This is a genomic window from Allofrancisella frigidaquae (assembly GCF_012222825.1).
GTDB classification, from domain to species: domain Bacteria; phylum Pseudomonadota; class Gammaproteobacteria; order Francisellales; family Francisellaceae; genus Francisella; species Francisella frigidaquae.
The window spans coordinates 1,429,680-1,455,181 of record NZ_CP038017.1 but is presented as its reverse complement, the minus strand read 5'-3'; the positions used below and the strand labels follow the sequence as shown (position 1 = coordinate 1,455,181).

The following is a 25,502-nucleotide window of genomic DNA, read 5'->3' as shown; positions in this document are numbered from 1 at the left end:
TGGAAAGTCCCTTTAGATACTTTAGAAAATATGACAAAATCAGGTAAATCGAATGTGATATTTACTCCTAATTCTCCAAGAGGCTTTAATAATTTAACTTCTGAAATGATAAGTGCTTTATCTGCTGCTAAGGATATGTAGTGAAATTATACTTTAGCAAGGCCCTAAAAGAATGTCGGTTCTTTCCACCTTATTACCATTAGACACATTGCTTTGGCTTATTTGTACACCTTTTAAGATTATAATCATTTTGTAGCTTGTTTAATTTAACCAGTAGCTATCAAAAAAGAATATAGATATACTATTTTTTTCCTATATTATTTAACGTTAATATAAGTTATAAGTTTTGATAAGCTTATTAGGCTTGTACTACAGCTATAGTAATACCAGCCCTAAGGTACTAGGGTATAGCAAGTTAGTGACAGGCCATTATATTGAGAACACTGGTTAGAGTAAAAAAGCATATAGTTTATGAACTTGTAGGTTAAGAGGAGCCACATGATTAAAAAGATAATAAATAGGTTTAAAACAAGAAGGTTTGTCACTGAGTTTGAAATTTACAGATATGAAAATAAACTAAGGTTTGTAAAAGTTAGGTGATATTAAGAGAGTTATACTTAGCTGAAGAGAAAAGATTTTCCTAGATTTACCCTGAGCATAAACAAACTATAGAAACTAAAACTAATATGGAGCTTAATAGCAATATAATTTATACGGTTTCTATAAAGCGTCTAAATTATATTTGTGTTAAAAACTAACTTTGAGAGTGAAACTATATAGGCTAGTTAAAAAGATATTGCTAGTATTTTTGAAATTGAAAGAAGTCTAGTTACTAAGCATATAAGAAATATATATTTAGATAATGATGTGGACAAAAACTCAACATGTGCAAAAATTGCACAAATTCAAAATGATGGATTCTAGAACTGTAAAAGGAATATCGAGATATATAACCTGGATATAGTATTAGCAGTTGGTTATAGAACAAATTCATCTAAAGCTATCCTTTTTAGAAAATGGGGACTTAATTTGTCTACAGGTTTATTTGATTATTACACTTAAAAGCATTGAGTTTAAATGGATAAATAAGTGGTAGCTATGACTGGACTTGAACCAGTGACCCCAGCATTATGAATGCTGTGCTCTAACCAACTGAGCTACATAGCCACAAAGATGTAGAATATTATAGTGAAATTATGGTTTTTGTCAATGATAATTGCTTTTCATGACAAAAAAAATCTCCACAAAGCTTTATTGCTTGCTAAAAGATATGATTTTGTAGTAGGATATAGCATAAGTATATAAAAGAGTAGAACTCTACAAATTAGAAAATAAATAAGATGTCTGAAGGTAGAAATAAACTAAACGATTTTTCATTGTTACAGTCTTTGATTGGTGCATCCTCTAAGATAGAGGAAAAAACATCTAGAATGAAACAAGCTAGAGACAAAAATATCTCTAAAAATAAAACTATCCCCCCTACGAAGGCTCCTGCTAAAAAAGTAGAAGATAGAGATACTTCTTTTATACGTATTCCACAATATGGTCATAGAATAAATAATAAAATAGTTGATGAGCTGCAAAACCCTATAGTTGAAGATAGTGAAGAGCTAGTTATTACTGTAGATATTGAAAAAGAAAGACAAAAAGAAGAAGCTAAATTATTTAAATGGTTGTGTGTTCGTTTCCCTAAATGTTTTGACCCAATAAGCAAAAAACCACTCAAAATAGGTATAAGTGAAGAGATAGAAATAATATATCAAAACGAGCATTTCACACCTGTAGATAAACTAGTTTTACGTAATGTTTTGCGTCGTTATGTGGGTGATACTCGTTATCATAGAGCTGTTTTTGAGCTTAAGCAGAGATTTAATTTACAGGGTCAACCAGTTGAAGATTATGCTCTAGAACATGTTGAGTATTCTAAGAGAAGACTAGATGAAATAGCAGAAAAAGCTGAGTTTAGAGCTAAAGGTTTAACTATGAAAGACTACTATGAGTACAAAAAGCAACAAAATTCTGAAGAGGTTGAGACAGAAGAATAAATAAACCTAAAATATTATAAATCCTTGCGTATCTAGTAATAAAAGTTTAAGATTTGCTTTATGAAATAGAAATTTGGAAGGTTTCTATGAGAATAAGAAAACGTTTTCTAAAACTAAAGAGAAATGCAACAATAGTTTTAAGTTTAGTTATTGTATCTGTTGGTTGTATTACAGAAACTCAATCACAAGTTAAAGCTCAACGATTAGCGTTGTTAGACCAAGGGTTTAGTAAATCAAAAGTTACTGCATATAAAGATTACAGCTTTGATTCGGCTAGTTTGCCTAGCGGAATAAAAAATATTGATCAAACGGATCCAACAGAGTTTAATATCAAAGTATATATAACTAATAATAAAGGTTGTAAATTTATTTATATAAAATCTAAAGATGGTATAAAAGATAAGCAGACTGAGTCTGGTTCCTTCAAAGCTTACTTGTCTGATAAAAATGTTTTGTTAAGAGCATCATGTAAAGGAAAAGAGTCAAATATTGATTATAAAATAATCATTAAAGTTAACGACATAGAGTATAACCGTGTAGGTAATTTGTCTTATAGGGCAGAGGCATCTGAATTTTAGAGGTTTACTTCTTCCAGAACTCTGGCATAAATAAAACTAAGATAGTAAAGATCTCCAAACGTCCAGCAATCATAGTGAAGTTGCATATCCAAAGAGCTTGGCTTGGTAAATTTTTGAAGTTAGACCCTATTTCTCCTAATCCAGGACCTACATTAGATAAAGTGGTAGCAGTTGTAGAAAAAGCTGTAGTAACATCTAACCCACATCCTAATAAAGCTAGCCATGCAACAGCAAAAACTATAATATAAACTGAAATGTAGCCAGATACTCTATTTAGAGCTTGTTCTGAGATGTGTATATCACCAAGCTTAACTGTAAAAACACCTTGTGGGTGAATAACTCTCTTTGCTTCAAGCATAGCTTTTTCTTTAAAGAGTATAGCTCGAATCATTTTTAATCCGCCAGCAGTTGAACCACCGCAGCCGCCAATTATAGCCATAAACATAAGCATGACTGGTAGAAAACTGGGCCATAAATAGAAGTTACTGTCAGACACAAATCCTGCACTAGAACTTATAGTTATTACTTGGAATATACTATCAGTTATAATTCTAGGGATCTTTGTTAAATCATCTGTATAAGCTATCATGGTGATAGCTATAATAAATGAACAAAAAAACAGAAAGTAACAGTATGCTTTAAACTCTATATTTTTGAAATAATGCTTAAGGCTTAGTTTTGATAAAGCTATATAATGGGCTTTAAAACTTGTAGCACCTAGAAATAAAAATATACCACAAACAATCAGAACCCCAGTAGATTTGTCAGTCATACTGGCATCACTAGGAGCAAAACCGCCAGTTGATACTGTGGAGAACGTATAGCATATCGCGTTAAAAGGATCCATTCCAACAATTATATAAGAGATAAAACATAAAAATGTAAATAGTAAATAAACCATCCAAAGTGCCTTAGCTGTACTAGATATTTTTGGTGTTAGTTTTTCGTCTTTCCATTGTCCTGCTATTTCCGCTTTGTAAAGCTGCATACCACCAACTCCAAGTAAAGGCAGGATAGCTACAGATAAAACGATAATACCCATACCGCCAAAAAACTCTGTTTGTTGACGGTAAAATAAAATGCTATGAGGTAAATTATCCAAACCACTTATGACCGTACCGCCAGTTGTAGTAAACCCAGATGTTGACTCAAATACAGCGTGGCTAAAGGATAAGCCCAAACCAGGAAAAGTCATATATGGAATTGCTCCAAACATAGTAACAATAATCCATACTAGCGCAACGATAATAAAACCATCTCGGTTAGAAAGTTTTTTGCTAGAATTTCTACCTATAAGCCACAGTATAAACCCAGCTGAAAAAGTGATTGTAAAACTTATCAAAAAAGGAAATGAGTTATGCTCAGAATATATATAATCTACTATAATGGGGCTAAGCATGGTAACGCTTAGAAACATTAAGAATATTCCAATAATTCTAGGTTTTTGACTTAAACGCATGCGCTTAATACTTAAAAGCTTATGTTTATAAGTGACTTTGGTGTCTAGTTTAGTATAATTATCAGCAAGCCACAAGAAAAATGTAATAGTATAAAGAGAGGTTCTATAATATGATGAAACTTATATTGCGATTAGCGCATTTGTTTGATAATAAGAAAAATAGAGCTTATGTTAGTGAGATTGATAACTTTTTGCAGGAGTTTGATAAAAAAAATCCTCAGAAGTCAGAATCTCAAAAAAAAGAAATCTTAAAACATAGAAATATTTTTAAAAGAGAGTCTAAAAAGAAACTAAGCTTTTTAGATGGTTAAATTTAAATGTATCAAGTTATACCAATTCCAATATAAATTGGTGCATTTATCACGAAGGAGTTTATTGGTAACAGAAAAAAATATACTTTTAAAATTAATTATCAGCTTAAACACTAACTAATAAAGTTCAGCATATTTTTTATTAGATTCATACATTTGATTACTCTCAAAAAAATTAAGAAAGTCACTACTATTTGCAAAAGGTTCGCCAGCAAAACTACAAAAGTACTGCCTTAAAAAATTACTGTCGTAGTTTCTTCTCATAGCATTATATACTTGAAGCATATTCATATTAAGATCGTTATGCATGTAGATATAGTCGATGAAGTGAAGTACTAAAAAGCCACAGTCATTATTTTGTTGAAAGTTGTCTATAAGAGCGATTAGATTATAATTTCTTAATTCAGGGATTTTTTTGATAACATCTTTTGCCCAATTGACCCGCTGATCGCCATAGGAGTCGAAAAAATAAAGCGTACGATGTTTGATATCAATGATTAAAAGTATAAAATGCCAGTTGTTAAAACTTATTGGTAATAGGATTAAGTTATTGCCGAATGCTCCTAAACTTCTGGTAAGTTTTAAGATATCGGGCACTATAGGACCTTCAAGCTCATTTTTTGTTACACAACGGCAGGGTTTAATATAAAATTTTTCTGCGGGATTTAAGTTAATCTGTCCTGATAAATGCCTTTTACCTATACAGACATCAATAAAACCACTAGAAACTAAGGAAGCACGTTCTATATCATGACTATTGACGTCGCTTACTATTTCTAGTGCAACACTGCTTCGCATTTCATCGTCTAGTAGATATAATGGAGCTAAATTTTTACTAATCTCCTTAACTTGAGGATGATTTATATTAATTTCTTCTATCACAGGACCTCTTTGATTACTCCTAGGAGGGCTGTGTCCTAAATTGCTAGAGTCATACTTGTAGTGGAAACTACGGCTCCTTTTATTTAAAAAGTCAAATTTAATAGTTGGTTTGCTCTTGGAAATTTGTTTTTGTTTTGAAATATAATTTGATAAGTCTCGAGTTAAAAATTCGTAAACGTTACGTACATCATCTCGCCGTTTATTATTTTTTTTAAGGCGGGTGTCTGCAACTTCTATAATTTTATCGATTTTTCTTTGTAGGTCTGGTTCATTTTCATCATTTAATATTTTTTGGATTTCTTTAATTCCCTTCGCTAAATGACTTGTGGTATAAAGATAATCAATTACCTCTCCTATGAGAGTTAGGTGCCACCATTTAAAGTTAAGAACTCCTTTATAATTTTTCCTATTTTCAAGTATGTCCTGGCAGATTATAGTGATGATTTGCTCATATTCATAGTTAAGTAAACCACAGGGTAGTACAATAGAGTCAACATCGTAATCAGGAAGTATAATATTATTTGAGAGATACTCATGATACCTGTCAATAGAACTTTTAAAACTACTGAGGTCATAAGATGTTGTAGACGGATCAAAAAGTATACGATTTAATATATGTTTTTCTTCAGTGTCAGGATTATTTAGGTAGTTTGTTAAAGCTTCTTCATTTCTTAACTCATATATGGTTAAAAGATCTGAGTATGATATAATTATAAAATTCTTATTTTCTTTCATAAAAGAATATATTTTATTAAGCTCATCAGTAGTTCTAGTAAACTTGTCGATTAAGCTAAATTCCTTATATGAGCTACTATAGAATTTGATTTTATCAAAAGACCCAATTTTTAATCGAGACCGGCTACTTGAAATAAATGTCTCGAGTTTAGAAAGGTCTAAGCTATTATTATGCTCAAAACCTTTAGATTTTTGAGTTTTTAATGTAAAATTTACATAAATATCAAGTTCTAGCATGCTTATTTTAAATTCTTTGATAATCTTATCTAGTTTTGTGGTTTTGAAATCTGTATTGATAGCTAGTTGAAAGTCTATAATAAGTTTATCTAAGAATTTTTCATATCTATCATGGTCTTTCTTATCAAAACTTTCCCCAAAAATATTTATAATAGCATCCATATAGTACTCACTCATTTCAGCTAAAATTCTAAGAAACACGTAAAACCTATTATCTATATTATGAGGAATAACCTCTTGTTCAATTTCTTTATCGTAAAATGCACCTAACATTTTTTGGTCATTTTCGTAGTTAAATTTGTGTAAAGAAGTCTCTATATTTGCTACTTCCAAAGCGGTTTTAGACTCTTCTTTGTTAAAGCGTTCTGGTATATTATAAGGGTTTAAGTTTTGATGCCGAGTCAAAGAAGATTCTTCATTGCGGACAAATGTTTTTGATAGATAATAAGCCATATTGTCCGTGAACATATCGTTGGGTTTAAATGGTTTTAAGCTTGTAACAGTGTATTGAGAGAAATAGCATTGGTCGATATGGGTTAGCTTATAATACAGTTCACTAAAAACAGTAACAGCTTTTTTTAAATTAGCTTTACACTTAGATTCTCCTACAGTAGCTTTAGTGATATCTTTATCTTCTAAAAGTTTTCTAATGTTCATTATAAAATCTTCTAATACATTTAATTCTAACCTATCCAATTTTGAACCTGATTCAAGAAAATACCTTTTATAGAAGTCACATTTTTCTAAGATGTAGTTAGTAGCTCGGATTTTTTTGTTTTCTACAGCCTTAGGTGATTTTTTCTTCGCTGATTTTCTTGTATATTTAGATAAATCAAACATTAAGTTTTCTAAAGCTATACAGTTTTCTTTTAAGTCTATAAAAGAGCTAACTGGGTCACTTTTTAATTTAACTTGACGAAAGGCTGCAAATATTTCATTAGTATAAAAGCCTTTAAACTTTACTTTCGGTAAATCAGTATCTATTAAAAAACTATCAAAATATTTTTTCATGAATATAATTGCTGCAAGTGCTATAACTGCTGTTTGATCTCCTAACTCCTGTAATTGTTGAAGCTCTTCTTTTATTTCGTTATATTCGTTATGAGATAATGTTAGTTTAAATAGAGTTTTATTATCTTTTTTATAAGCTAAAACATGGTTATCTTGATTGATTTCAATAAGGGAGACCCCATCTTTTCTTTCACTTAGAGAGCGGATAAAAAGTATACATTTAGAACTAATTTTGACATTTTTTTTAGTAGTAAAATATTTCTCCAGTTCTAAAGCGTCAAATTTTTTAGATGTAAAAATTAAACTCTCTATGACAGCGAGCCTTTTGAATCCTATATGGTGGTTTGGATTTTCAGGTTTTATAGAGAAGATGGAGAGAAATTTTAAAACCATACTCTGGGTTGATGGATCTAGCTCATCATAAATAGAGCTGAAAAGGTAATTTAGGTAGATGAAATCTCTGTATAAAATCTCAAAATCATCACCCTTAACACTTTCTATCCCGATGTAATAACTAGATAGATTATTGCCAAAATTTTCGAAAAAATTTATAAAAGCTCTTAATTTGTACCATTCACAATATATAGTAATTAAAGGGTAAAGAGGATGTTTGTTTGTTCTTTTAGCAATTTCTTGGTACTGTTGTCTCATGTGTGTATTAGGTAGAATGCAACAAAACTCTTCTATACAGTTTTGAGTAATGGGAACAATTGAGCTATTAGCGTCTTTAAAAAAATTTGCTATAACATCTTGGGTCTCGATGTCAAGATTTTGGTCACTACAGATACTATCCATAAGCATAAGAGGGTTTTTTTGTATATTTGCTATTAACTTTGATTTCTCTGTAACTATTGTGCGAATAGTTGTGTCGTCAAATGGTGTGTTAGTAAATATGTCATTATATATTTTAGAAGTTTCATCATATTCACTTAAAATAGCAGACATTAATTTATAATAAATAAGATACAGGAAATTATCAGTTTTGTTATCAAGCGACTCTATGAATTTATCAAGGGCTTCTTTCCATTTAATAAACCGTGGTAATTTATCAGCATTTACCTCATGTCTTTTAGGTATCTTTGGAGTCTTTGCTACTGTGGGAGCTAACTTTGATAAGCGTTCACTTAATTCTTGTAGCATAGCTATAGTTAAGCTTAGTGTCATTAATATAATAGATTGTTTAAGAGATACGTTAACTTTATTCTTTTTTTGTTCCTTTAGTCGCAAAGCTTTATTCTTGATTTTTTCTATTTCTTTAAAGTAACTATTTGTTTTATTTTGTATGCTTTCAGCGTTCGCTAGTACTGAGTTGAGCTTCGAGGAAATATTGTCATTTTCAAGTTTTTTGGGTAGTTTTTTATAAATGTCTTTATCAATTATGTAATAAATTTCAGGAGCTTTATTTGACTCTTTAATTTTATCGTAGACAAATTTATAGCTGAGATTATCTTTAAAGTAGCAAAGAATGTAATAAAGCGTTTGGTAGTGAAAATTTGATTCAAGTGTTATTTGGGGCAGGCCTTTGGGGATTTTCTTGCTGAAATTTGAGTAATCTCGTTCAATTTTTTCTAAAAAAGTACCTTGGTTTCCTGCCACTGTGGTAGTAACCTCTGTAGGCATAAGCAAATCGAATATATGAAAAGGAGCATTCTCTGAAGTATTAAGGCATTCAAATGCAAAGATATAACCCGATTCTTCATCTTTAGCTATTTCATGTAGTGATGTGGCTAAATTGGCAAGTACATCGCTTCCGTAGAATGAGAGTATTAAATTACGTGCTAAGTGGAAGATGTTTATATTTTTAATGGAGCTTTCCATTGAAGTAAGAGAACTATTTTTTTGTTTTGCTAAACAATATTTACGATAAATTTCCTCAACGATTATTTCATGATGCGCTTGTATTATTGCAAGTGCTCGATTTTTTTTATTAGGATTCTCAAGAGCACGGATAATTTGTGCTAGAGTGACAGTAGATGAGCCTTGTCCTATTATTATGTCGTCTTTTTCTTTTAGTGCTTCGGTGAATTTTTTTAGATTTTCTTTAGTTTTGTTATATATGTCTTCTTCACCACGGAACTTTGTAAGGGAAATAACAGCTAGTAGATCATCTTGTATATAAAGAATCTCAATAGCTTTTTGTATATATTCAAACTCTTCCATCCCACCACCACCTTAACCTTTGTTGGGGTTTTAACTTGGTAACTAAACTAAACCATAAGATATTATTTGCTAATTTCCAAGTTGTTTTATAGCAATTTGCTTGGGTGTTTAAAGAGAAAAAGCTGGTTGAGGTAATTAGGTTGAATATAAGTATTTGGGAAGTTGTAAAACTTATTAAGTTTCATCAATTATATCGGTACCTTTGGGAGGTACGAAGTTGAAGTCATCATTTTTTATATTAGATATATCGGTTTTAGTGTTACTAAAATTTATTTGAGTATATTGCTGCAAAGATGTTGAAATATCTAAGTAATCTAGCTGATTTTCATCGGTGAATTTTATAGTTAAGCTAGTTATCATCTCATTGTTTTTTGGCTTTAAGATATAAGTATTATTATTTTTTTTATATATATTAAACATTTCACCAATATTCTCAGTATTGTCTGCTAGTAATATCAAATAAGGAAATTGAGCAATATTATCAGATACCTTTTTAACAATTAGTTGCTCAAGGTCGCTATCATAAATCCAAAGTTTTTTACCATTTGATACAATTTCTTGTTTATTAGGTGACTGTGTTACCCATTTAAAAAAGTGAGGTTTTTTTAAGAGTATAAAGCCTTTTGAGCTAATATTATTACTGCTTTGTCCATCAATTAGCTTTTGTGTAAAATCTGCTGTCATCGAGTCTATATTGTTTAGCTTATCAATCAAGCTAATAGAATCAGATTTAGCAAAGCAAGTGCTAGTGATTAGTATTAACAATATGTATAAAATTGCTTTTCTCATTAATTTTCTCTCTTTATAAGTACTTCACGCATACCATTTGAATTCATTTCTGATACTATACCGTTTTCTTCCATCTCTTCCATAAGTCTTGCTGAGCGGTTATAGCCAATTTTGAGCTTACGTTGTATTGCAGATATAGAGGCTTTTTGAGTTTTAATAACTATTCCAACAGCTTCATTATATAGAGGATCTTCACTTTCTCCACTAGAGTTTGAAGCTCCATCATTACTGTCTTCGGTGGATTCTAGTATACTTTCAATATATTCTGGGGCACCATACTCTTTCCAAGCATCAACAACTTTATGGACTTCATTATCATCCACAAAAGCACCATGAATACGCATAGGGGCACCAAACCCTGGTTTTAGATATAGCATATCACCTTGACCTAATAGTTGTTCAGCTCCTTGTTGATCTAAAATAGTTCTAGAGTCAATTCTTGAAGAAACCTGAAATGACATTCTAGTAGGAATGTTTGCTTTTATAAGACCAGTTACTACATCTACAGAAGGTCTTTGAGTCGCTAAAATTATGTGTATCCCAGCAGCACGAGCTTTTTGTGCAAGTCTTGCTATTAGCTCTTCGACTTTTTTACCAACAACCATAATCATATCAGCAAACTCATCTGCGACTACCACTATATATGGCATTTTTGTTAAAGTGGGCGCTTCGTGTGCTCTTTCTGGATTCATCTTTATGAACATAGTATCTTTTAATGGACGTCCTGCTTTTTCAGCTTGTTCTATTTTGTCATTTAAAAGAGCTATATTACGCACTCCAGCAGCTGACATAAGAGCATAACGGCGCTCCATTTCCTTGACACACCAGCGTAGTGAGTTAGCAGCTTCTGTCATATCTGTAACTACAGGAGTTAATAAGTGAGGTATGCCATCATAGATAGAAAGCTCTAACATTTTAGGATCAATCATTATAAATTTTAATTCCTCAGGAGAGCATTTATAAAGCATACTAATGATCATGGCATTAACCCCTACAGATTTACCAGATCCTGTAGTACCAGCAACTAGTAAATGAGGCATTTTTGCAAGCTCAGCAAATGTAGGCTTACCAGAAATATCTACACCTATCCCCATTAAGGTAGGAGCTTTTGATTTGATAAACTCAGGAGCTGATAATACTTCTTTTATACGTACCATTTGGCGATATGAGTTTGGTAGCTCTAAACCAACATATGGCTTACCTGGGATCACCTCTACAACACGCACAGCGGTGGTTGATAAGGCTCTAGCTAAATCTTGAGAAATATTTGTAAGTTTACTAACTTTAGTACCTCTAGCTAAATCAATTTCATATCTAGTAATTACAGGTCCTGGGTATGCTGCGACAACTTTTGCACTAATATTAAAATCATTGAGGGTTTGCTCAAGTAAAGAAGATGTTTGCTTAAGCTCCTCTTGCGAGACTACGGTTTTTTTCTTCTCAGGTTCTATAAGTAAATCAAGAGATGGTAGATCATTTTTTTTAAGAGCAGTATTCGCTTTCGCTGAGCTTTGTACCGTTGTTGAGAAAGACGTTTTTTTTACAAGTTGTTCTGTAGTATTAATTTCTATTTCATTTTTTTTATCTATAAACGTAAGTTCACCCGAAGCTTTTTTATTGCTTAGGATTTCTCTAAAGGCATCTTCTTTGGGGTTTGTAGTGTTTTTTATTTCTAAAGAAGATATTTGGTTTTGACCTTTAGCTAGAGATTTTGTTTGTTGTGTATCAAATTCGTTAAAATCATTTGGATCTGATATTTTATAATTATTAGATCTAGGTTTAGTAATATAACTAATACCTTTTGTTAAAGAGAGGATTATAGTTTTAGTCAGATAAATCCATGTGGTTCCACAATAAAGTGTTAGTCCCACAAAGAGTGTAACTATTAGAGCAACTGATCCACCAACCGTACCTAGGTACTTAGTTGTAAACTTAACAACTTCGTAGCCGATGATTCCACCGGAGCGTTGAGGCATCCAGTAGTTAGCGAATCCTAGATATAATTCAGCAAGTCCATCACAAGCGAATATAAATGCAATTATCCCTAATGCTTTTATCACTACCATGAGGTAATTAGGGATTTGACTTGGCTTTTTTAACAGAAGGACCCTAATGCAATCAATAAGTAAAAATGGTATTATGAAACCAATAATACCAAATATTGATAAGATAACACTAGCAACGTAAGCACCTACTGGACCAGCGTAGTTTTTAATATAAGGCTCGGAAGAGACACTACTCCAACCCGGGTCATTTATATTGTAACTAAAAAGTGCTATAAATAAATATATCACAGTGGCAGTTAGAATGACTATTAGAGTTATTTTAAGCCGTCCAGTCGCATGATTTGTTTTTTTAAGCTTACTATCTGTCATATTTTTGTATAAAATTAAAAATTAAAATAATAAATTAAACTAATAAGTATTCTAGCAAAAAAAAGTTTAAAAATGTTAGAGTCTTTAGTTTATATGTAAGTAAACTTATAAAATCGAGATTGTTAAGGAGCTGTTTTGATAAGATTTCATATAGCGTTAGGTGTTGTTGTCTGTTTTATTGCTTGGGTGTTTTTTTTAATTTTACCTAACTTGGATATAGCTATAGCTGGTCATTTTTATAATTACTCAACACAAGAGTTTATCGGTAGTTATGACGGTCTTTTAGGGTTTTTGCATCTTTTTGCTAGATTTTTTCCTATTATTTTTTCTGTTGGAGTAATTTTATTTTTGCTTGGATCTTTATTTATTAAGGCTTTGCAAGTCAAGTATAGAAAAGAAGTATTCTTTATAGTTGTTTGTTTATGGGTTGGACCAGGTTTGGTTGTTAATTATATATTTAAAGATCATTGGGGCAGGCCCAGGCCTGAAATGGTGCAAGAGTTTAACGGTGATAAGATTTTCCAAAAACCGTTTGTAATATCTTCACAATGTAATAAAAACTGTTCTTTTGTTTGTGGTGATGCTTCGATGGGTTTTTGGCTATTTGCCTTTATGCCTTTGTTAGCTTCTAGAAAAAAGAAAGCCTTAGTATTTGCTGCAGCAGTATTTGCTGGTGGCGGTTTAGGTTTGATGAGAATCGCACAAGGTGGGCATTTCTTTAGTGATGTGGTGTTTTGTGGGATATTCGTTTATATATGTACATGGATGGTATATTCGATTATGTATCGCTCAGGGGACAGAAAGACGGATGTCAAATAACAGGGTATAAGTTTTATAGTATACGATTTACAAATTTTTTTATGCTGAGTTTCTTCATGGCTCTAAATTAACCTTTAAACAAAAAATATAATTGATTTATTGAGTATTAATAGACATAATGAAGTTAGTAAATTAGTAAATAAAAAATGAGTATGTAAGATGGATTTAGGTTTTATTTTTATGGCAGAGGTTTGGAATATTTAGAAAGAAGGTAAAACTTTCAACCTTGCTTTCTTTTCTCATGTTATTTTTACCTAATAATTCCCTTACAAACTGATGCCTAAATATGGCAAGTAAATTTTATAGTTTTATTTTTGTAATAAAGCTTAAAAGCTATATATGTAGTTTAAGGAGAAAAATATAAATGTCAGAAAGTCTTAGTCGTAATTTACAAAGTCGTCATATGTCAATGATAGCCTTAGGTGGCTGTCTTGGTACGGGATTATTTTTAGCTTTAGGTGGAGCTATAGCTGATGCCGGACCTGGTGGAACTGTTTTAGCATATACCATAATAGCTATTATGGTATATTTTTTAATGGCAAGTTTAGGTGAGATGGCAGCTTATAATCCAGTTGCAGGTACTTTTTGTGAGTATACTACAAAATACGTGGATCCTGCACTTGGGTTTAGTACAGGTTGGAGCTATTGGTTTAATTGGGCAATTACTGTTGCTACAGAGGTTATTGCTGCAGCGATAATTATTCAATATTGGTTTCCTGATACTTCTATATTGTTATGGAGTTCCTTTTTTCTCTTAATTATCTTTTGCTTAAATTTGTTTTCAGTGAGGGTGTATGGTGAATTTGAGTATTGGTTTTCTTTTATAAAGGTTTCTACTGTTATTATATTTATCATTGTTGGAGGATTATCAATATTTGGTTTAGTTGGAAATCATACAAATGTTGGTTTTAATAATTGGCATATAGGAGACGCTCCTTTTCATAATGGCTTGTTTGGATTTATGGCTGTGTTTATGATAGCAGGTTTTTCTTTTCAGGGTAGTGAGCTTGTCGGTGTAACAGCAGGAGAGGCAAAAGACCCTAAAACTTCTGTGCCTAAGGCAATAAAACAGACATTCTGGCGTTTGGTTATCTTTTATATTTTTGCAGTGATAATTATTAGTTTCTTGATCCCGTATAATGATCCTAATCTAGTAAGTGTAGCTAATGAGTCTCATAGCGATATTTCTATGAGTCCATTTACTATAGTTTTTAAAGCTGTTGGGTTATCATCAGCAGCTACTATAATGAATGTTGTGATTTTAACGGCGATATTATCTGCTTGTAACTCTAGTATGTATAGTGCTACTAGAGTTTTATGGCATTTGGGTAAGATTAACCATGCTCCTAGAACCTTTGCAATTACTAATTCTAAAGGCACGCCAATGATGGCGTTACTTGCTACCTCTTTGATAGGTAGTTCCTTTTTTTTAGTGTATTTTGTGGGAAGTAAGGGTATATTTAATTGGTTAGTAAACGTTTCTAGTCTTGCTGGTTTTTTGGCATGGTTTAGTATAGCAATTAGTCATTATAGGTTTAGAAGAGCATATATAAAACAAGGTAAAAGCTTAAAGGATTTGCCTTTTGTGGCGAAGTTTTTCCCGTGGGCACCTTTGATTGCCTTAGCTCTTGTAAGTATAATTATCCTCGGGCAAGGTATAAATATCTTTACAAACCCTAGTAAGAGCTGGCTTGGAGTTAGTATAGAGTTTTTTTCGACCTACATTGGATTTATAGCATTTGTAGTATTATATTTGGCATATAAGTTTATTAAAAAGACAAAACTGATAAAATTAGAGGATTGTGATCTGACATCTCAATTATAGAGAGACTTATGAATACATTTTTTATCGAGGGTAAACAAGGCCGTATAGAAGTAGCTCATGATAAAATCAAAGAGGCTAGAGAGGGTATTGTAGCGGTTATATGTCATCCTCATCCCTTATACCAAGGTAGTATGCATAACAAAGTAGTTACTACCATCTCTAGAGCCATGAAAACTTTTAAGATAGAATCATATAGGTTTAACTACAGAGGTGTAGGGGATAGCCAGGGTGAATATGGTGAGGGTTTAGGCGAGCTTGAAGATTTGCTTGTGGTTTGCAAGTGGATAGAGCAAAATACAAGTGTTAAAAAAATAATCTTATGTGGTTTTTCTTTTGGTGGAGCTATAGCATACAAGGGCGTAAGTAAACTAGATAATGTAGTATCTTTAATTACGATAGCTCCAGCTGTAGATAGATTTAATTTGTCAAAATATCCAGAACCAAATTTACCTTGGTTTTTAGTTCAAGGAGTAGACGATGACATTGTTAATCCAAAATCCGTTTTTGATTTTGCTATTAATAAGGTAGAGGCCGATCTAGTAATGCTCAAAATGAATCAAGTTGGACATTTTTTTCATGGTAAATTAACTGATTTGAAGAAAAAAATAGAAAATTTTATATCTCCTATTTTGAGCGATTTATAACTGTAAAACAATTAAAAAAGGATCTGTAAATGAATAGAAAAGTAGCTCTTGAGGCGGTTAGAGTAACGGAGTTGGCAGCTTTAGCATCATGGAGTCAAATGGGTAGAGGAGATAAAATAGCAGCAGATCAAGCTGCTGTTGATGCTATGAGAAATGCCCTTAATGAAGTAGATGTTGATGGTACGGTTGTTATCGGTGAAGGAGAGCTGGATGAGGCGCCTATGCTATACATAGGTGAAAAGGTAGGCAGAGGTGGACCAAAGGTAGATATAGCTCTAGACCCTCTAGAAGGGACCACTATCACGTCAAAAGGTGGGCCAAATGCTCTTACAGTTTTAGCTATGGCTGATGAAGGAGGCTTTTTGAACGCTCCTGATGTATACATGCAAAAAATAGCAGTCGGAGGTATAACAGCTCCTAAAGGGATAGTAGATTTAGATGATTCTGTTACAGAAAATCTTAAACGGATAGCAGAATATAAAGGCGTGCATTTATCAGCGTTGGTTGTGTGTACTATGGATAGGCCGAGGCATGCTGATATTATTAAAGAAGCAAGAGCGTGTGGTGCTAGGGTTATATTGATAGATGATGGTGATGTTTCAGCAGTTATTTCAACGGCTACTGAAGGATCTGGAATAGACGTATATATAGGTACAGGTGGAGCTCCAGAAGGCGTTTTAGCAGCTGCAGCCTTGAAATGCCTAGGTGGGCAGATGCAAGCAAGGCTCGTATTTAATAATGATGAAGAAATTAAAAGAGCTTATAAATGGGGTATAACAGACCTTAATAAAAAGTATGATATAGATGATTTGGCGTCAGGAAATATTATATTTGCTGCAACAGGAGTTACTGATGGTAATATGCTAAAAGGCGTTAAGAGAATAAACAGTTCTCGCAGAGGCTCATTTGCTGTAACTCATAGCATAGTTATGCGCTCAACAACAAGAACAGTGCGTCATATAACAGCTGAACACAGTTTTGACTTTAAAGACGGTGTTGAGAAGTTTATGGCTTAAATTTTTTTTGATTTTTTTTATTTTTATTTTTAGTAAAAATATTTTGAGTATTATATGACACAAATTTTACTAGATTGGGGTTTTAAAAAGCCTGCTAAAATGTTAATTTTTAATCAAATATGATAATTAATTAGAGGCTCTTGATGAATAATATACAAATACTTTGGATAACTTTTATTGTTTACATAGTTATTATATTTACTATAGGTATTTATTCGTATTTTCAAACAAAAAAAGTTTCTGATTATATGCTTGGAGGTAGATCTTTAAGTGCTCCGATAGCAGCATTGGGGGCTGGTGCTTCTGATATGGGCTCTTGGCTATTATTAGCTTTACCTGGTGCTTTTATGATATATGGTTTTAACCAAATATGGTTACCTTTAGGGTTAACTATAGGAGCTTTTATAAATTGGGGTGTTATAGCTAAAAGATTAAGGATATACACTGAAATAGTAAAAGATTCGATTACAATACCTGCTTATTTCGAAAATAGGTTTCATGACGATAAAGGAATACTTCGTTTTGTTACAGCTATAGTTATAGTAATGTTTTTCACGATTTACGTTGGAGCAGGTTTTGTATCCGGAGGAGTACTGTTTGGCTCTATGTTTGGTATTTCATACCATCAGGCTTTGCTTCTTACTGCTTCAATAATGTTTGTTTATACATGTGTGGGCGGCTTTTTGGCTATATCTTGGATAGATTTTTTTCAAGGAACTTTAATGCTATTTGCTCTTTTAGTGGTACCAATTGTTGTATTTAGTAATTTTGGTGAAGCAGATATTATGAGTGCTCTTTCAAATATAAATATATCTGGATTTTATGATATTACGGCTGGTGTTCCTATTATTACAATAATCTCTCTATTAGCTTGGGGTTTAGGGTATTTTGGTCAACCACATATTATTGTTAGGTTTATGGCTATAAAAGACCCAAATAAAACTTCTAAAGCAATGTGGATATGTATGTCATGGATGATAGCTGCACTCGTAGGCGCTGCTTGTATTGGTATATTAGGAGCTGCTTACTACCAAGCAGAAAAAATAAATCCAGAATCAGTTTTTCTTAGATTATCAGCGGTGTTTTTTAATCCTTGGATAGAAGGGGTTTTACTCGCGGCAGTTCTTTCAGCTGTTATGAGTACATCGTCAGCTCAATTATTGTCTTTATCTAGTGCTTTTTCTGTTGATGTATATGCTAAATTTTTTAGGAAAAAAGCCTCGCATACCGAGCAGCTGAATGTGAGTAGATTGACTGTTTTAGCAGTAACTATATTAGCGATTATTATCTCTTATAATCCAGAGAGTAGTATATTAAATCTAGTTAGCTACGCTTGGGCTGGCTTAGGTAGTTCTTTTGGTGCAGTAGTAATATTTTCATTATTTTGGTCAAGAATGAATAAGTATGGTGCTATAGCTGGAATTATTTCAGGGGCGTTTATGGTTTTGATATGGCCACTGTTTAAAAGTTTTGGGGGATGGTTTGAGATTTATGAGATGGTTCCTGCGTTTGCGCTTAGTTGTGTTTGTATAGTTATCTTTAGTTTAGCAACTTCAAAACCAGAAAGCTCAATTACAGCTGAATATGAAAAGTATAAGCTGGCTTTATAGATTTATTTATTGAGGCTATTAACTCTTTTAAGTAAAATGTAGCAGCATTTTGCTTAATTATTAATATGAAAAATATTGTTTTTACTCTTGATAGGAGTATATTGGACTACTTGTCATTAATAATTATTGGCTAACTTTTTCACACTTAATACTTATAATATGATAATTTTTATTTATTATTAAATATTATAATGTATAATTAAAATTAACATTATAATCACATATATTAAGTTACTATTTTATGGTTGATGACCTATATGGATTTATCACTACTAATTAATGTTAGTAATTTAAGTATTAAGAGAAAGGTTCTTGAAAGGTGAAAAATATGATTAGGAAAAAAGGTTTTTCATTATTGGAAGTGTTAATAGCATCAGCATTAGTTATATTTTTGTTATTTGCAGTATTCTATGCTATAGGTAATCTTTTATCAGGGTCTATTTTGGCTGAGAAAAAAGTTAAGCTAAATAGTGAGCTAGATGATAGGATTAACCATTTTTTTATCACTGGAACATTTGATGATAGTACCTCTGGAGAGATGGATTTTGCTAACAGTGGAGAAAGTGATAGTATTCTAACTTTTACAGGAACCAATTCTAATTATAATATTAGTGTAACTAAAAGATTGTTCAAATTAGATGAAGCTGAAAATAGTATTAGTTCAAGTGGTAGCTCAAAGGTAGTTATATGTCATAAACCTGGTACTGGGGCTCAAAAGACTTTAACGATACCAGCTCCTGCTTTAAACGCACACCTTAGTCATGGTGATTATATAGGAGCTTGCTCAAGTAGTTAGGCAAAATAAGATTAAAGTAGAGTGAAGAAAAAAGGATCTATTAAATGTATGCTAGGAAAAACTTAGCAAGGTTAAGAAAGGGCTTGACGTTAGTAGAATTATTAGTCTCTACAATAATTGCTATGATAGTTTTTTCTATGGTTATAACTATTTATTACACAGCAAAGACTAAATATAACTCTTTCAAAGATAAACTATCTATTGAAGTCAAAGAGTTAACTATTAAAAAGACTTTGTACGATTTTATCAAAAATACTGGGTTTGCATGTAAGTTTGGTTATAGTAGTCAAACTTATTATGATAAAACTGGGGACTCTTTAGATAGTTTTTTTTTAGGAAATTCGGGATTGCGTGTAGGCCCTTTACCATTAGATAGTAATAATATTAAATCTTCTTTAGGAAGTAGCTGCACCAGTAACTGTTATCAATCAGGAACTAACTATATAATGGTCAAAAAAGAAGATAGTCATACTAAACTTAAAGATACTAACATTTTGTCAACGATATTAAAGCTTGACTCTTTGGACAATGTATCCGTAGGTGTGTACATGGCTTTATGTAATAAAAGCGATATTAACTTAACTAAAGTATCAAGTATAACTAGTAATACCAATACGGTTGAATTAGCTTCTGCACCTAATAGTATATATTACGCTGGTGATTATGCTGGAATATATCGTTTAGAAATCCTTTATATTAAAGCTACAGGAGACCAAGATGCAAACGGTAATAATATTTATTCATTATATGTGTACATAAAGACTAATAATTCTAGTGGTAATACATATGAGCTAGTACGAGGAGTTAAAGATTTGCAAGTAGAGTATGCTACTATAAGTAATGGGGATATTACTTGGAATTCAGTATCTACCGATATGGATATTAAAAGAGCAGATTACCCGGCATTAAAGATATCATTTACAATTGATGGTGAAGCATTTAGTAAGGTGGTAGTCCTGTAGGAGTTGTATGCTAAAGTCTAAAAAGTTAAAGGGTTCATCATTGCTAACGACTCTTATATTTGCTTTTGTATTGATGGTGATAATATCTGCTCTTGCTTATAACTTTAGGATCAGTGCACTTGCAGTAAATACATTGGTGAGTAAGGAGGAGAACATAAATGTTGAAGAAGGATATATAGATGACATTTTTGTAACACACGACGTAGCAAACACCTTAGATGAATCGATAGATGAATCAGCAGGAAGTTTTAGGTTTTTGACAACTCATAACTCTACTATCCCAGGATTTTCTTTTGAAAACATAAATGCAGAGCTATATCAAGCTGATCCATATTTGCTAAGTAGCAATCTTACTTACCAGTTTTTTTATAACAATGTTGTCCAATCCACTACAAATCTTATATTTAATAGCTTAATTGGAGATATTATGATTCAGTATAGTGATAATATTTATCCTTTAAATGTGCCTTATGTTAACTCTGATAGTATAAAAGACTCTTTAGTTATTAATTATAAGTTAGATAATGGTGGTAAAATTGTAAGTAATAAAAGAGCTTATATAGGTTATATTGAAAAAAATAGCAACAAATTAGATATAAAAGCTAGCGGTACTGATTCTAGTGTTACAATACCAACTGATTTAGCTATAAGTGATTATAAGTTTAGTGTGGGATGGGACCTTAAAAGTGGCAACTGGAATATTTATTTAGCTGTTTATGATAGTGATAAAACTTATACATCTTCTACAACTTTAGACAATTTAGTGGATAATGCATCTCAAGCACAAGTTGATTTGGCAAATTGGCAACAAACAGTGATGCCTAGTGGTAGTGGGATAGTTAGTGGAAGTACAGTACTTACTAAATGGTTTCAAGACTCAAGTGTTGATATTCCTAAACTTTTAATTCTAAGGAAAGTTATTAGGTCAGAAGGTGGTCAAGACGTATATGACTTAGATGTACATTCAAGTATTTACGATGCAAATTCCAAGGTATTCACAGCTACTTCACCAGCTAGCTTTAGATCAACTAGTGATTTACTTAGCTCGAATGTGACAGTAGCTTTGCCTGATAATTTGTTTACTTTAGATGTTGTAAACCCTTTGGTGCAAGAAGGGCGAAATTTTATGACATATGACCCTATTAATTATAGTTTAAGTAGTGCTACACAGCTTGCTATTAGTTCAACAGGTACACCAGTTATTCTTAGAAAGAATAATACTGATTTGTATTATATAATCTTTAATGGTAGTCAGTATTACCAATACAATTATACAGGCAGTGCAATTAACGGTAGTCAGCATGTTGATTACTCTGGCGAAACTATTAACAAAATAATAGCTAAATTTGAAGCCTTGTTTATATTTACGGACCAGTACTTGAGAGTCAATGACTTTAGCACCAATACTTTAAGTATACTATCTATAGATAGTACAAAAGAATATCAAATACTCCGAGATGATAATGGCCAGATATATGCTATGCCAGATGGTTTGGCTTGTAATATCAATAATAGTTGTGATTCAAATAGTAGAGTTTATATAGATACGGGTTGTTCTACTTATTGTGACGAAATAACAGCTTTAAATGGTATTTACCAGAATCTAGGTTTGGTATATAGAAGTCTAGTGTAGTGCTAATAAAAAATCTTATTTCATAACATTTACACCAAATAATCATTAACTTCAGCCTTTTAGTTAAAGGCTTATTCTTATCGATAAATACAGTATATATCATATGACCACAAATGTCTTGGTATTGGTATAACATATATAGCTAATCCGAAAATATTTTGTTAAATACATGAGAAATAGCATCAGCTAAATTTTCAAAATTATTATTAATCTTCCTAAGCATTCTTTTAAAATTAGCCCATACCTTTTCAATAGGGTTTAAGTCAGGAGAATAAGCAGGAAGGTATAAGATTTGCACATCAAATTTTTTAGCAATGTCCACTAATTTAGGAGATTTATGAAAGCTAGCATTACCCATTACTACAGTTGTTTTGGGTTTTAGTGATGGACATAAATGTCTTTCAAACCATTCATTAAATATTTGAGTATCAGTATAACCACTATATTACCTGTGGAGCTATAATATTCTTATCAAAATAGTTATATCCAGCAATAATACTCTTTCTTTGAGTCTTATATGCTATAACTTCTCCATAACTAGGCTCACCAACAAGTGATCAGCCTCTTAATACTGATAGCTTATTATCAACACCCATCTCATCAAGATAAACAAGTAGCTTTGGGTCAATAGATTTAAGAATATTTAAATATTCTTGTCTGTCTTGTTCTTTTCTTTGTTTATATTTTGGCGTCTTTTTTTAAAACTAAAACCCAATCTATTTAAGCAATCATAGAATGTGCTTCTAGGAAGATCTGGAGCTAAATATTCTCTAATTTCCAGAGCATTAGCATCAGGATTAGTTTGTAAATATTCTTCTATTGCTTGTTTATCAGTAAAGCTTGCTTGTCTTCCATTATTAAATCCTAACTTAGAGCTATAGTTACCTGTAGTTTTATAACTTTCAACCCAACATCTAACTGTACGTATATCTATGCAAAAAAATCTCTTAGCTCTTTTAATGTGAATCCTTCTTTATATTTATTGATTACTATATCTCTAAAATCTTGGCTATAATGCTGGCATCTTTTTTCGATTTATTATAGCATATTAGCGGAAATATTTCGGATTAACTATAGATAAATTTACCTTTTTTATTGGTATTAATTAATATCTTTAATAAAATTTTATCTAGCTTAAGAGTTTGGTGAATTTAGAACCTAAATCGTTGAGGTTTAGTTTGAGGTTTAGTTTGAGGTTTAGTTTGAGGTTTAGTTTGAGGTTTAGTTTGAGGTTTAGTTTGAGGTTTAGTTTGAGGTTTAGCCCCGGTTTGGGGTAATCCAATTTTATTATCTACGACAAAAGGTTTCTTATTATTTTGAGAAAATGTCTGTTTGCTATCTGTAGACTTCTGGTTTACATTACTTGGAGGAAATGTCTGTAGAAAAACTTTTGGAGCTGCCTTGTTTGAAGTTTTAAACCAAGGGAACCCTGTTTTAATATTTCTTAGCGGTAGTGAGTCACCGAAGGCGTTCATTTCGGCGGTATCCATTTCAGCTACTAAAGAATAACTCGAAAGGGCCGTAGCACCTGTTAATACCTTTTGGTTGATTATTGTAGGATCAAAATCATTAGGGTTGGCAGGATAATATATGCAACGTTGACCTAAGCTTCCATCAAAAGGTGCAGAGTATTGAAAGCTGTAAAAACTATGTTTGAAGTCAGGTTGCACTTTATACCAACAGTCAGTTAGAAATTTTAGATATTCCTTAAGGCCTGCTAAATCTTGGATTGGTTGACAATCGTGCGAACGGGCCTCAAAAACTATATCTTTACTTTTAATACGGTCTGGGTTTCTATTATCCATCTGGTTAAGAATTTTGTTACTAACTTTATTAATAACACCTTTCTTGTCATACATTGGGTTTGGATTATTAATACGAGATTTTTTTATAATTTCTTCATCAGTAGTGTAAAAAACGGCTGATAATGTTTTTGAAATAGGACTAATAGGGTCATCAATAGGAAGTGAATCCTGGAATTCCCCAGACCATTTACCTTGATTAAATTTATTTAAAATTGTTACAGCTTCTGATAGCTCCAGGTCATAATCATTATATTTAGTAACAAGTGATTGTATCTCCTGGTCTGATGATATAATCGCATCAAAGGCAGCACCAACCTTTATAGATTTATCAATTTTTTGTCTATCTAAATTGTTTGTAGTTTGTTCATCATTCTTAGAAAAATAACTCCACCCTAGTTCTGTATCAGGAGTGATCTTTCGTTCAGGAGTACTGAGCACTTCACAAATAAAACTCTTCAAAGACGATGCATTTTGTTTGATGTAATCTTGATCTCTATGATTAAGTGAAATGTAGTAAGCGATAACGCTATGAGTTTTACATAACATAGGATGATATTGTTTCTCTTCGCCAATAACGAATTTTCTGACATTAACTAAATAGTCATGGTAGTGGTTACGACACCACACCGCCCAAATGAAAATAAAAAGAAAACCTTTGACACGATTCATTTCACGTGGCTTAATCGACGTTCCAGCTTTGAAAATAGATGAAGAAGTAAGAAAAAAAGAGTTAATGCGTTTAGCAATTTCACACCAAGAGTGATAAGCAAAAGGCGAACGACCAAACAAACCTTTTAAACCATCAAAAATAGCTGGATTACAAATGTGAGAAATAGGGATACTCCCATTACTTTGTATACTATATTTACTAGCCCAGGAGTTTTTATCAGCAGCATATTTAACAGTACATGGGTTAATGGTATCATAGATATAATTATCCCAATGGTATTGGTCTTGCAAAACCTCTTCAGCTTCCGTGAAAGATGTAGTTAAATCTGTTTTTGGAGCTATATTTTTGTCTGGGTCTTTATTAATTTCCCATTTTTTTATCCGGCCGCATAATTCCTGAAAAGTAGAGCTATGAGACTCCAGTGCGGGGAATATGGTACTGAGACCTTTCTCCTTTAAAAGAGGAACTAAAGGGTTATCATTGACCGATAGCCCACATAAGTATACATACCACTGTTTTATTGTCCTCCGTTTAGAATAGTGAGTTTTAAGGTTCGGATCTTTAATAAAAGCATTTGCCTTATCAACTGGTCGCATTAAAGCAACACCCTGAGATAGAGTCTTACTGCTAGAATGTTGTTGTTTAAAATCATTAATAAAGGAAGTGTATTCTAAGATGTAACTAATTTCTAGGAATTGAAAAACATCCGCTATTGTTTCATATACATTAACCATCGAATTAGAATCTTTGCGATTCATATCTGGAGTAGATTTTATCTCTATGATAGCTTTGTGTAATTCGCCTGGCCATAATTTACTAATCACGGCCGTAGGATAGCGATCAATCATGGTTTTAATATCTCGAGCAGAGTGATCGATTGCAACTTCTATACGTAAATCTTGAGATAAAGAGATTTCAAATAGCTGGAAATCATAATCATAATCCTCATCACTGCTGATGTGTTCGCTAGCTAAGTATTGATGAGGATTTCTACATAATAGTTGTATTTCACGCCCTTCTACTTCAAATCCAATGCTCATATTTGTCTTTCCTTATTGGTTTCTTGTTGGTAACAACAACTCTAAATTGCTTCTTTTTTCTTATTATCCAATTTGCAACTTATATAGATATATTACACCT

The 25,502-nt window shown here is 32.1% G+C and carries 16 protein-coding genes, 1 tRNA gene and 4 pseudogenes; 13 read left to right on the top strand and 8 right to left on the bottom strand.

Annotated features, from left to right (window positions below):
- Positions 1–12 precede the first annotated feature (12 nt).
- Positions 13–141 (top strand): annotated as a pseudogene (locus tag E3E15_RS07975) (SPFH domain-containing protein); the annotation flags it as partial.
- Between the two features lie 798 nt (positions 142–939).
- On the top strand, positions 940–1,062 hold the full coding sequence (gene rhuM / locus E3E15_RS08015; RefSeq protein WP_081835932.1) for a RhuM family protein: 123 nt from the start codon (positions 940–942) through the stop codon (positions 1,060–1,062).
- A gap of 28 nt (positions 1,063–1,090) precedes the next feature.
- Here rhuM and E3E15_RS06805 read toward each other — a convergent pair.
- Positions 1,091–1,167 (bottom strand) — tRNA-Met (locus tag E3E15_RS06805).
- A gap of 173 nt (positions 1,168–1,340) precedes the next feature.
- Between E3E15_RS06805 and E3E15_RS06800 the strand changes: the two genes are divergently transcribed.
- Positions 1,341–2,045 carry a ProQ/FINO family protein gene (locus tag E3E15_RS06800; RefSeq protein ID WP_035720230.1) on the top strand — a complete coding sequence of 235 codons (705 nt, stop codon included), beginning with the start codon at positions 1,341–1,343 and terminating at the stop codon, positions 2,043–2,045.
- 86 nt (positions 2,046–2,131) lie between these two features.
- On the top strand, positions 2,132–2,623 hold the full coding sequence (locus E3E15_RS06795) for an FTL_1709 family lipoprotein (protein WP_051686775.1): 492 nt from the start codon (positions 2,132–2,134) through the stop codon (positions 2,621–2,623).
- A gap of 4 nt (positions 2,624–2,627) precedes the next feature.
- Here the strand turns inward: E3E15_RS06795 and E3E15_RS06790 are convergent, their stop codons facing one another.
- Positions 2,628–4,082, bottom strand: coding sequence for a potassium transporter TrkG (locus tag E3E15_RS06790; RefSeq protein WP_035720227.1), 1,455 nt, complete (start codon positions 4,080–4,082; stop codon positions 2,628–2,630).
- A 110-nt stretch (positions 4,083–4,192) separates the two neighbouring features.
- Here E3E15_RS06790 and E3E15_RS06785 point away from each other — a divergent pair, with 110 nt between their 5' ends.
- The gene (locus tag E3E15_RS06785; RefSeq protein WP_035720226.1) at positions 4,193–4,393 is read left to right on the top strand and encodes a CBU_0585 family protein; all 201 of its coding nucleotides are present in this window, start codon (positions 4,193–4,195) and stop codon (positions 4,391–4,393) included.
- A 117-nt stretch (positions 4,394–4,510) separates the two neighbouring features.
- On the opposite strand, the gene E3E15_RS06780 is transcribed toward E3E15_RS06785, so the two are convergent.
- From E3E15_RS06780 to E3E15_RS08005, 4 genes and pseudogenes are all read right to left on the bottom strand, one after another.
- Positions 4,511–9,418, bottom strand: a complete 4,908-nt coding sequence (locus E3E15_RS06780) for a hypothetical protein (protein ID WP_172107069.1) — start codon at positions 9,416–9,418, stop codon at positions 4,511–4,513.
- 174 nt (positions 9,419–9,592) lie between these two features.
- Positions 9,593–10,207 carry an outer membrane lipoprotein periplasmic chaperone LolA gene (gene lolA, locus E3E15_RS06775; protein WP_172107068.1) on the bottom strand — a complete coding sequence of 205 codons (615 nt, stop codon included), beginning with the start codon at positions 10,205–10,207 and terminating at the stop codon, positions 9,593–9,595.
- Positions 10,207–11,733, bottom strand: a pseudogene (locus tag E3E15_RS08010) (DNA translocase FtsK); the annotation flags it as partial. The pseudogene E3E15_RS08010 and the gene lolA, both read right to left, overlap by 1 nt.
- A gap of 206 nt (positions 11,734–11,939) precedes the next feature.
- A pseudogene (locus E3E15_RS08005) lies at positions 11,940–12,582 on the bottom strand (DNA translocase FtsK 4TM domain-containing protein); the annotation flags it as partial.
- Positions 12,583–12,717: 135 nt separating this feature from the next.
- On the opposite strand from E3E15_RS08005, the gene lpxF reads away from it, so the two are divergent.
- The 8 genes from lpxF (at position 12,718) to E3E15_RS06730 (ending at position 21,887) form a co-directional block, all read left to right on the top strand.
- A complete protein-coding gene (gene lpxF, locus E3E15_RS06765) occupies positions 12,718–13,401 on the top strand; it encodes a lipid A 4'-phosphatase LpxF (RefSeq protein ID WP_172107066.1) in 684 nt (227 codons plus the stop codon).
- 364 nt (positions 13,402–13,765) lie between these two features.
- Positions 13,766–15,226, top strand: a complete 1,461-nt coding sequence (locus tag E3E15_RS06760) for an amino acid permease (protein ID WP_172107065.1) — start codon at positions 13,766–13,768, stop codon at positions 15,224–15,226.
- An 8-nt stretch (positions 15,227–15,234) separates the two neighbouring features.
- A complete protein-coding gene (locus tag E3E15_RS06755) occupies positions 15,235–15,870 on the top strand; it encodes an alpha/beta hydrolase (RefSeq protein WP_035720215.1) in 636 nt (211 codons plus the stop codon).
- A 29-nt stretch (positions 15,871–15,899) separates the two neighbouring features.
- Entirely contained in the window at positions 15,900–16,886 is a 987-nt protein-coding gene (gene glpX / locus E3E15_RS06750; protein WP_035720213.1) for a class II fructose-bisphosphatase, read from the top strand.
- Positions 16,887–17,029: 143 nt separating this feature from the next.
- The gene (putP, locus tag E3E15_RS06745) at positions 17,030–18,496 is read left to right on the top strand and encodes a sodium/proline symporter PutP (RefSeq protein WP_035720211.1); all 1,467 of its coding nucleotides are present in this window, start codon (positions 17,030–17,032) and stop codon (positions 18,494–18,496) included.
- Between the two features lie 328 nt (positions 18,497–18,824).
- Positions 18,825–19,292, top strand: coding sequence for a PulJ/GspJ family protein (locus tag E3E15_RS06740; RefSeq protein ID WP_172107064.1), 468 nt, complete (start codon positions 18,825–18,827; stop codon positions 19,290–19,292).
- A gap of 44 nt (positions 19,293–19,336) precedes the next feature.
- Complete coding sequence (locus tag E3E15_RS06735) at positions 19,337–20,254, top strand: photosystem I protein M (PsaM) (RefSeq protein WP_172107063.1); 918 nt, start codon at positions 19,337–19,339, stop codon at positions 20,252–20,254.
- Between the two features lie 7 nt (positions 20,255–20,261).
- Positions 20,262–21,887, top strand: coding sequence for a hypothetical protein (locus E3E15_RS06730; protein WP_172107062.1), 1,626 nt, complete (start codon positions 20,262–20,264; stop codon positions 21,885–21,887).
- A gap of 142 nt (positions 21,888–22,029) precedes the next feature.
- On the opposite strand, the pseudogene E3E15_RS06725 reads toward E3E15_RS06730, so the two are convergent.
- A pseudogene (locus E3E15_RS06725) lies at positions 22,030–22,922 on the bottom strand (IS630 family transposase).
- A 116-nt stretch (positions 22,923–23,038) separates the two neighbouring features.
- The gene (locus E3E15_RS06720; RefSeq protein ID WP_172106130.1) at positions 23,039–25,402 is read right to left on the bottom strand and encodes a hypothetical protein; all 2,364 of its coding nucleotides are present in this window, start codon (positions 25,400–25,402) and stop codon (positions 23,039–23,041) included.
- Between the last annotated feature and the right edge of the window lie 100 nt (positions 25,403–25,502).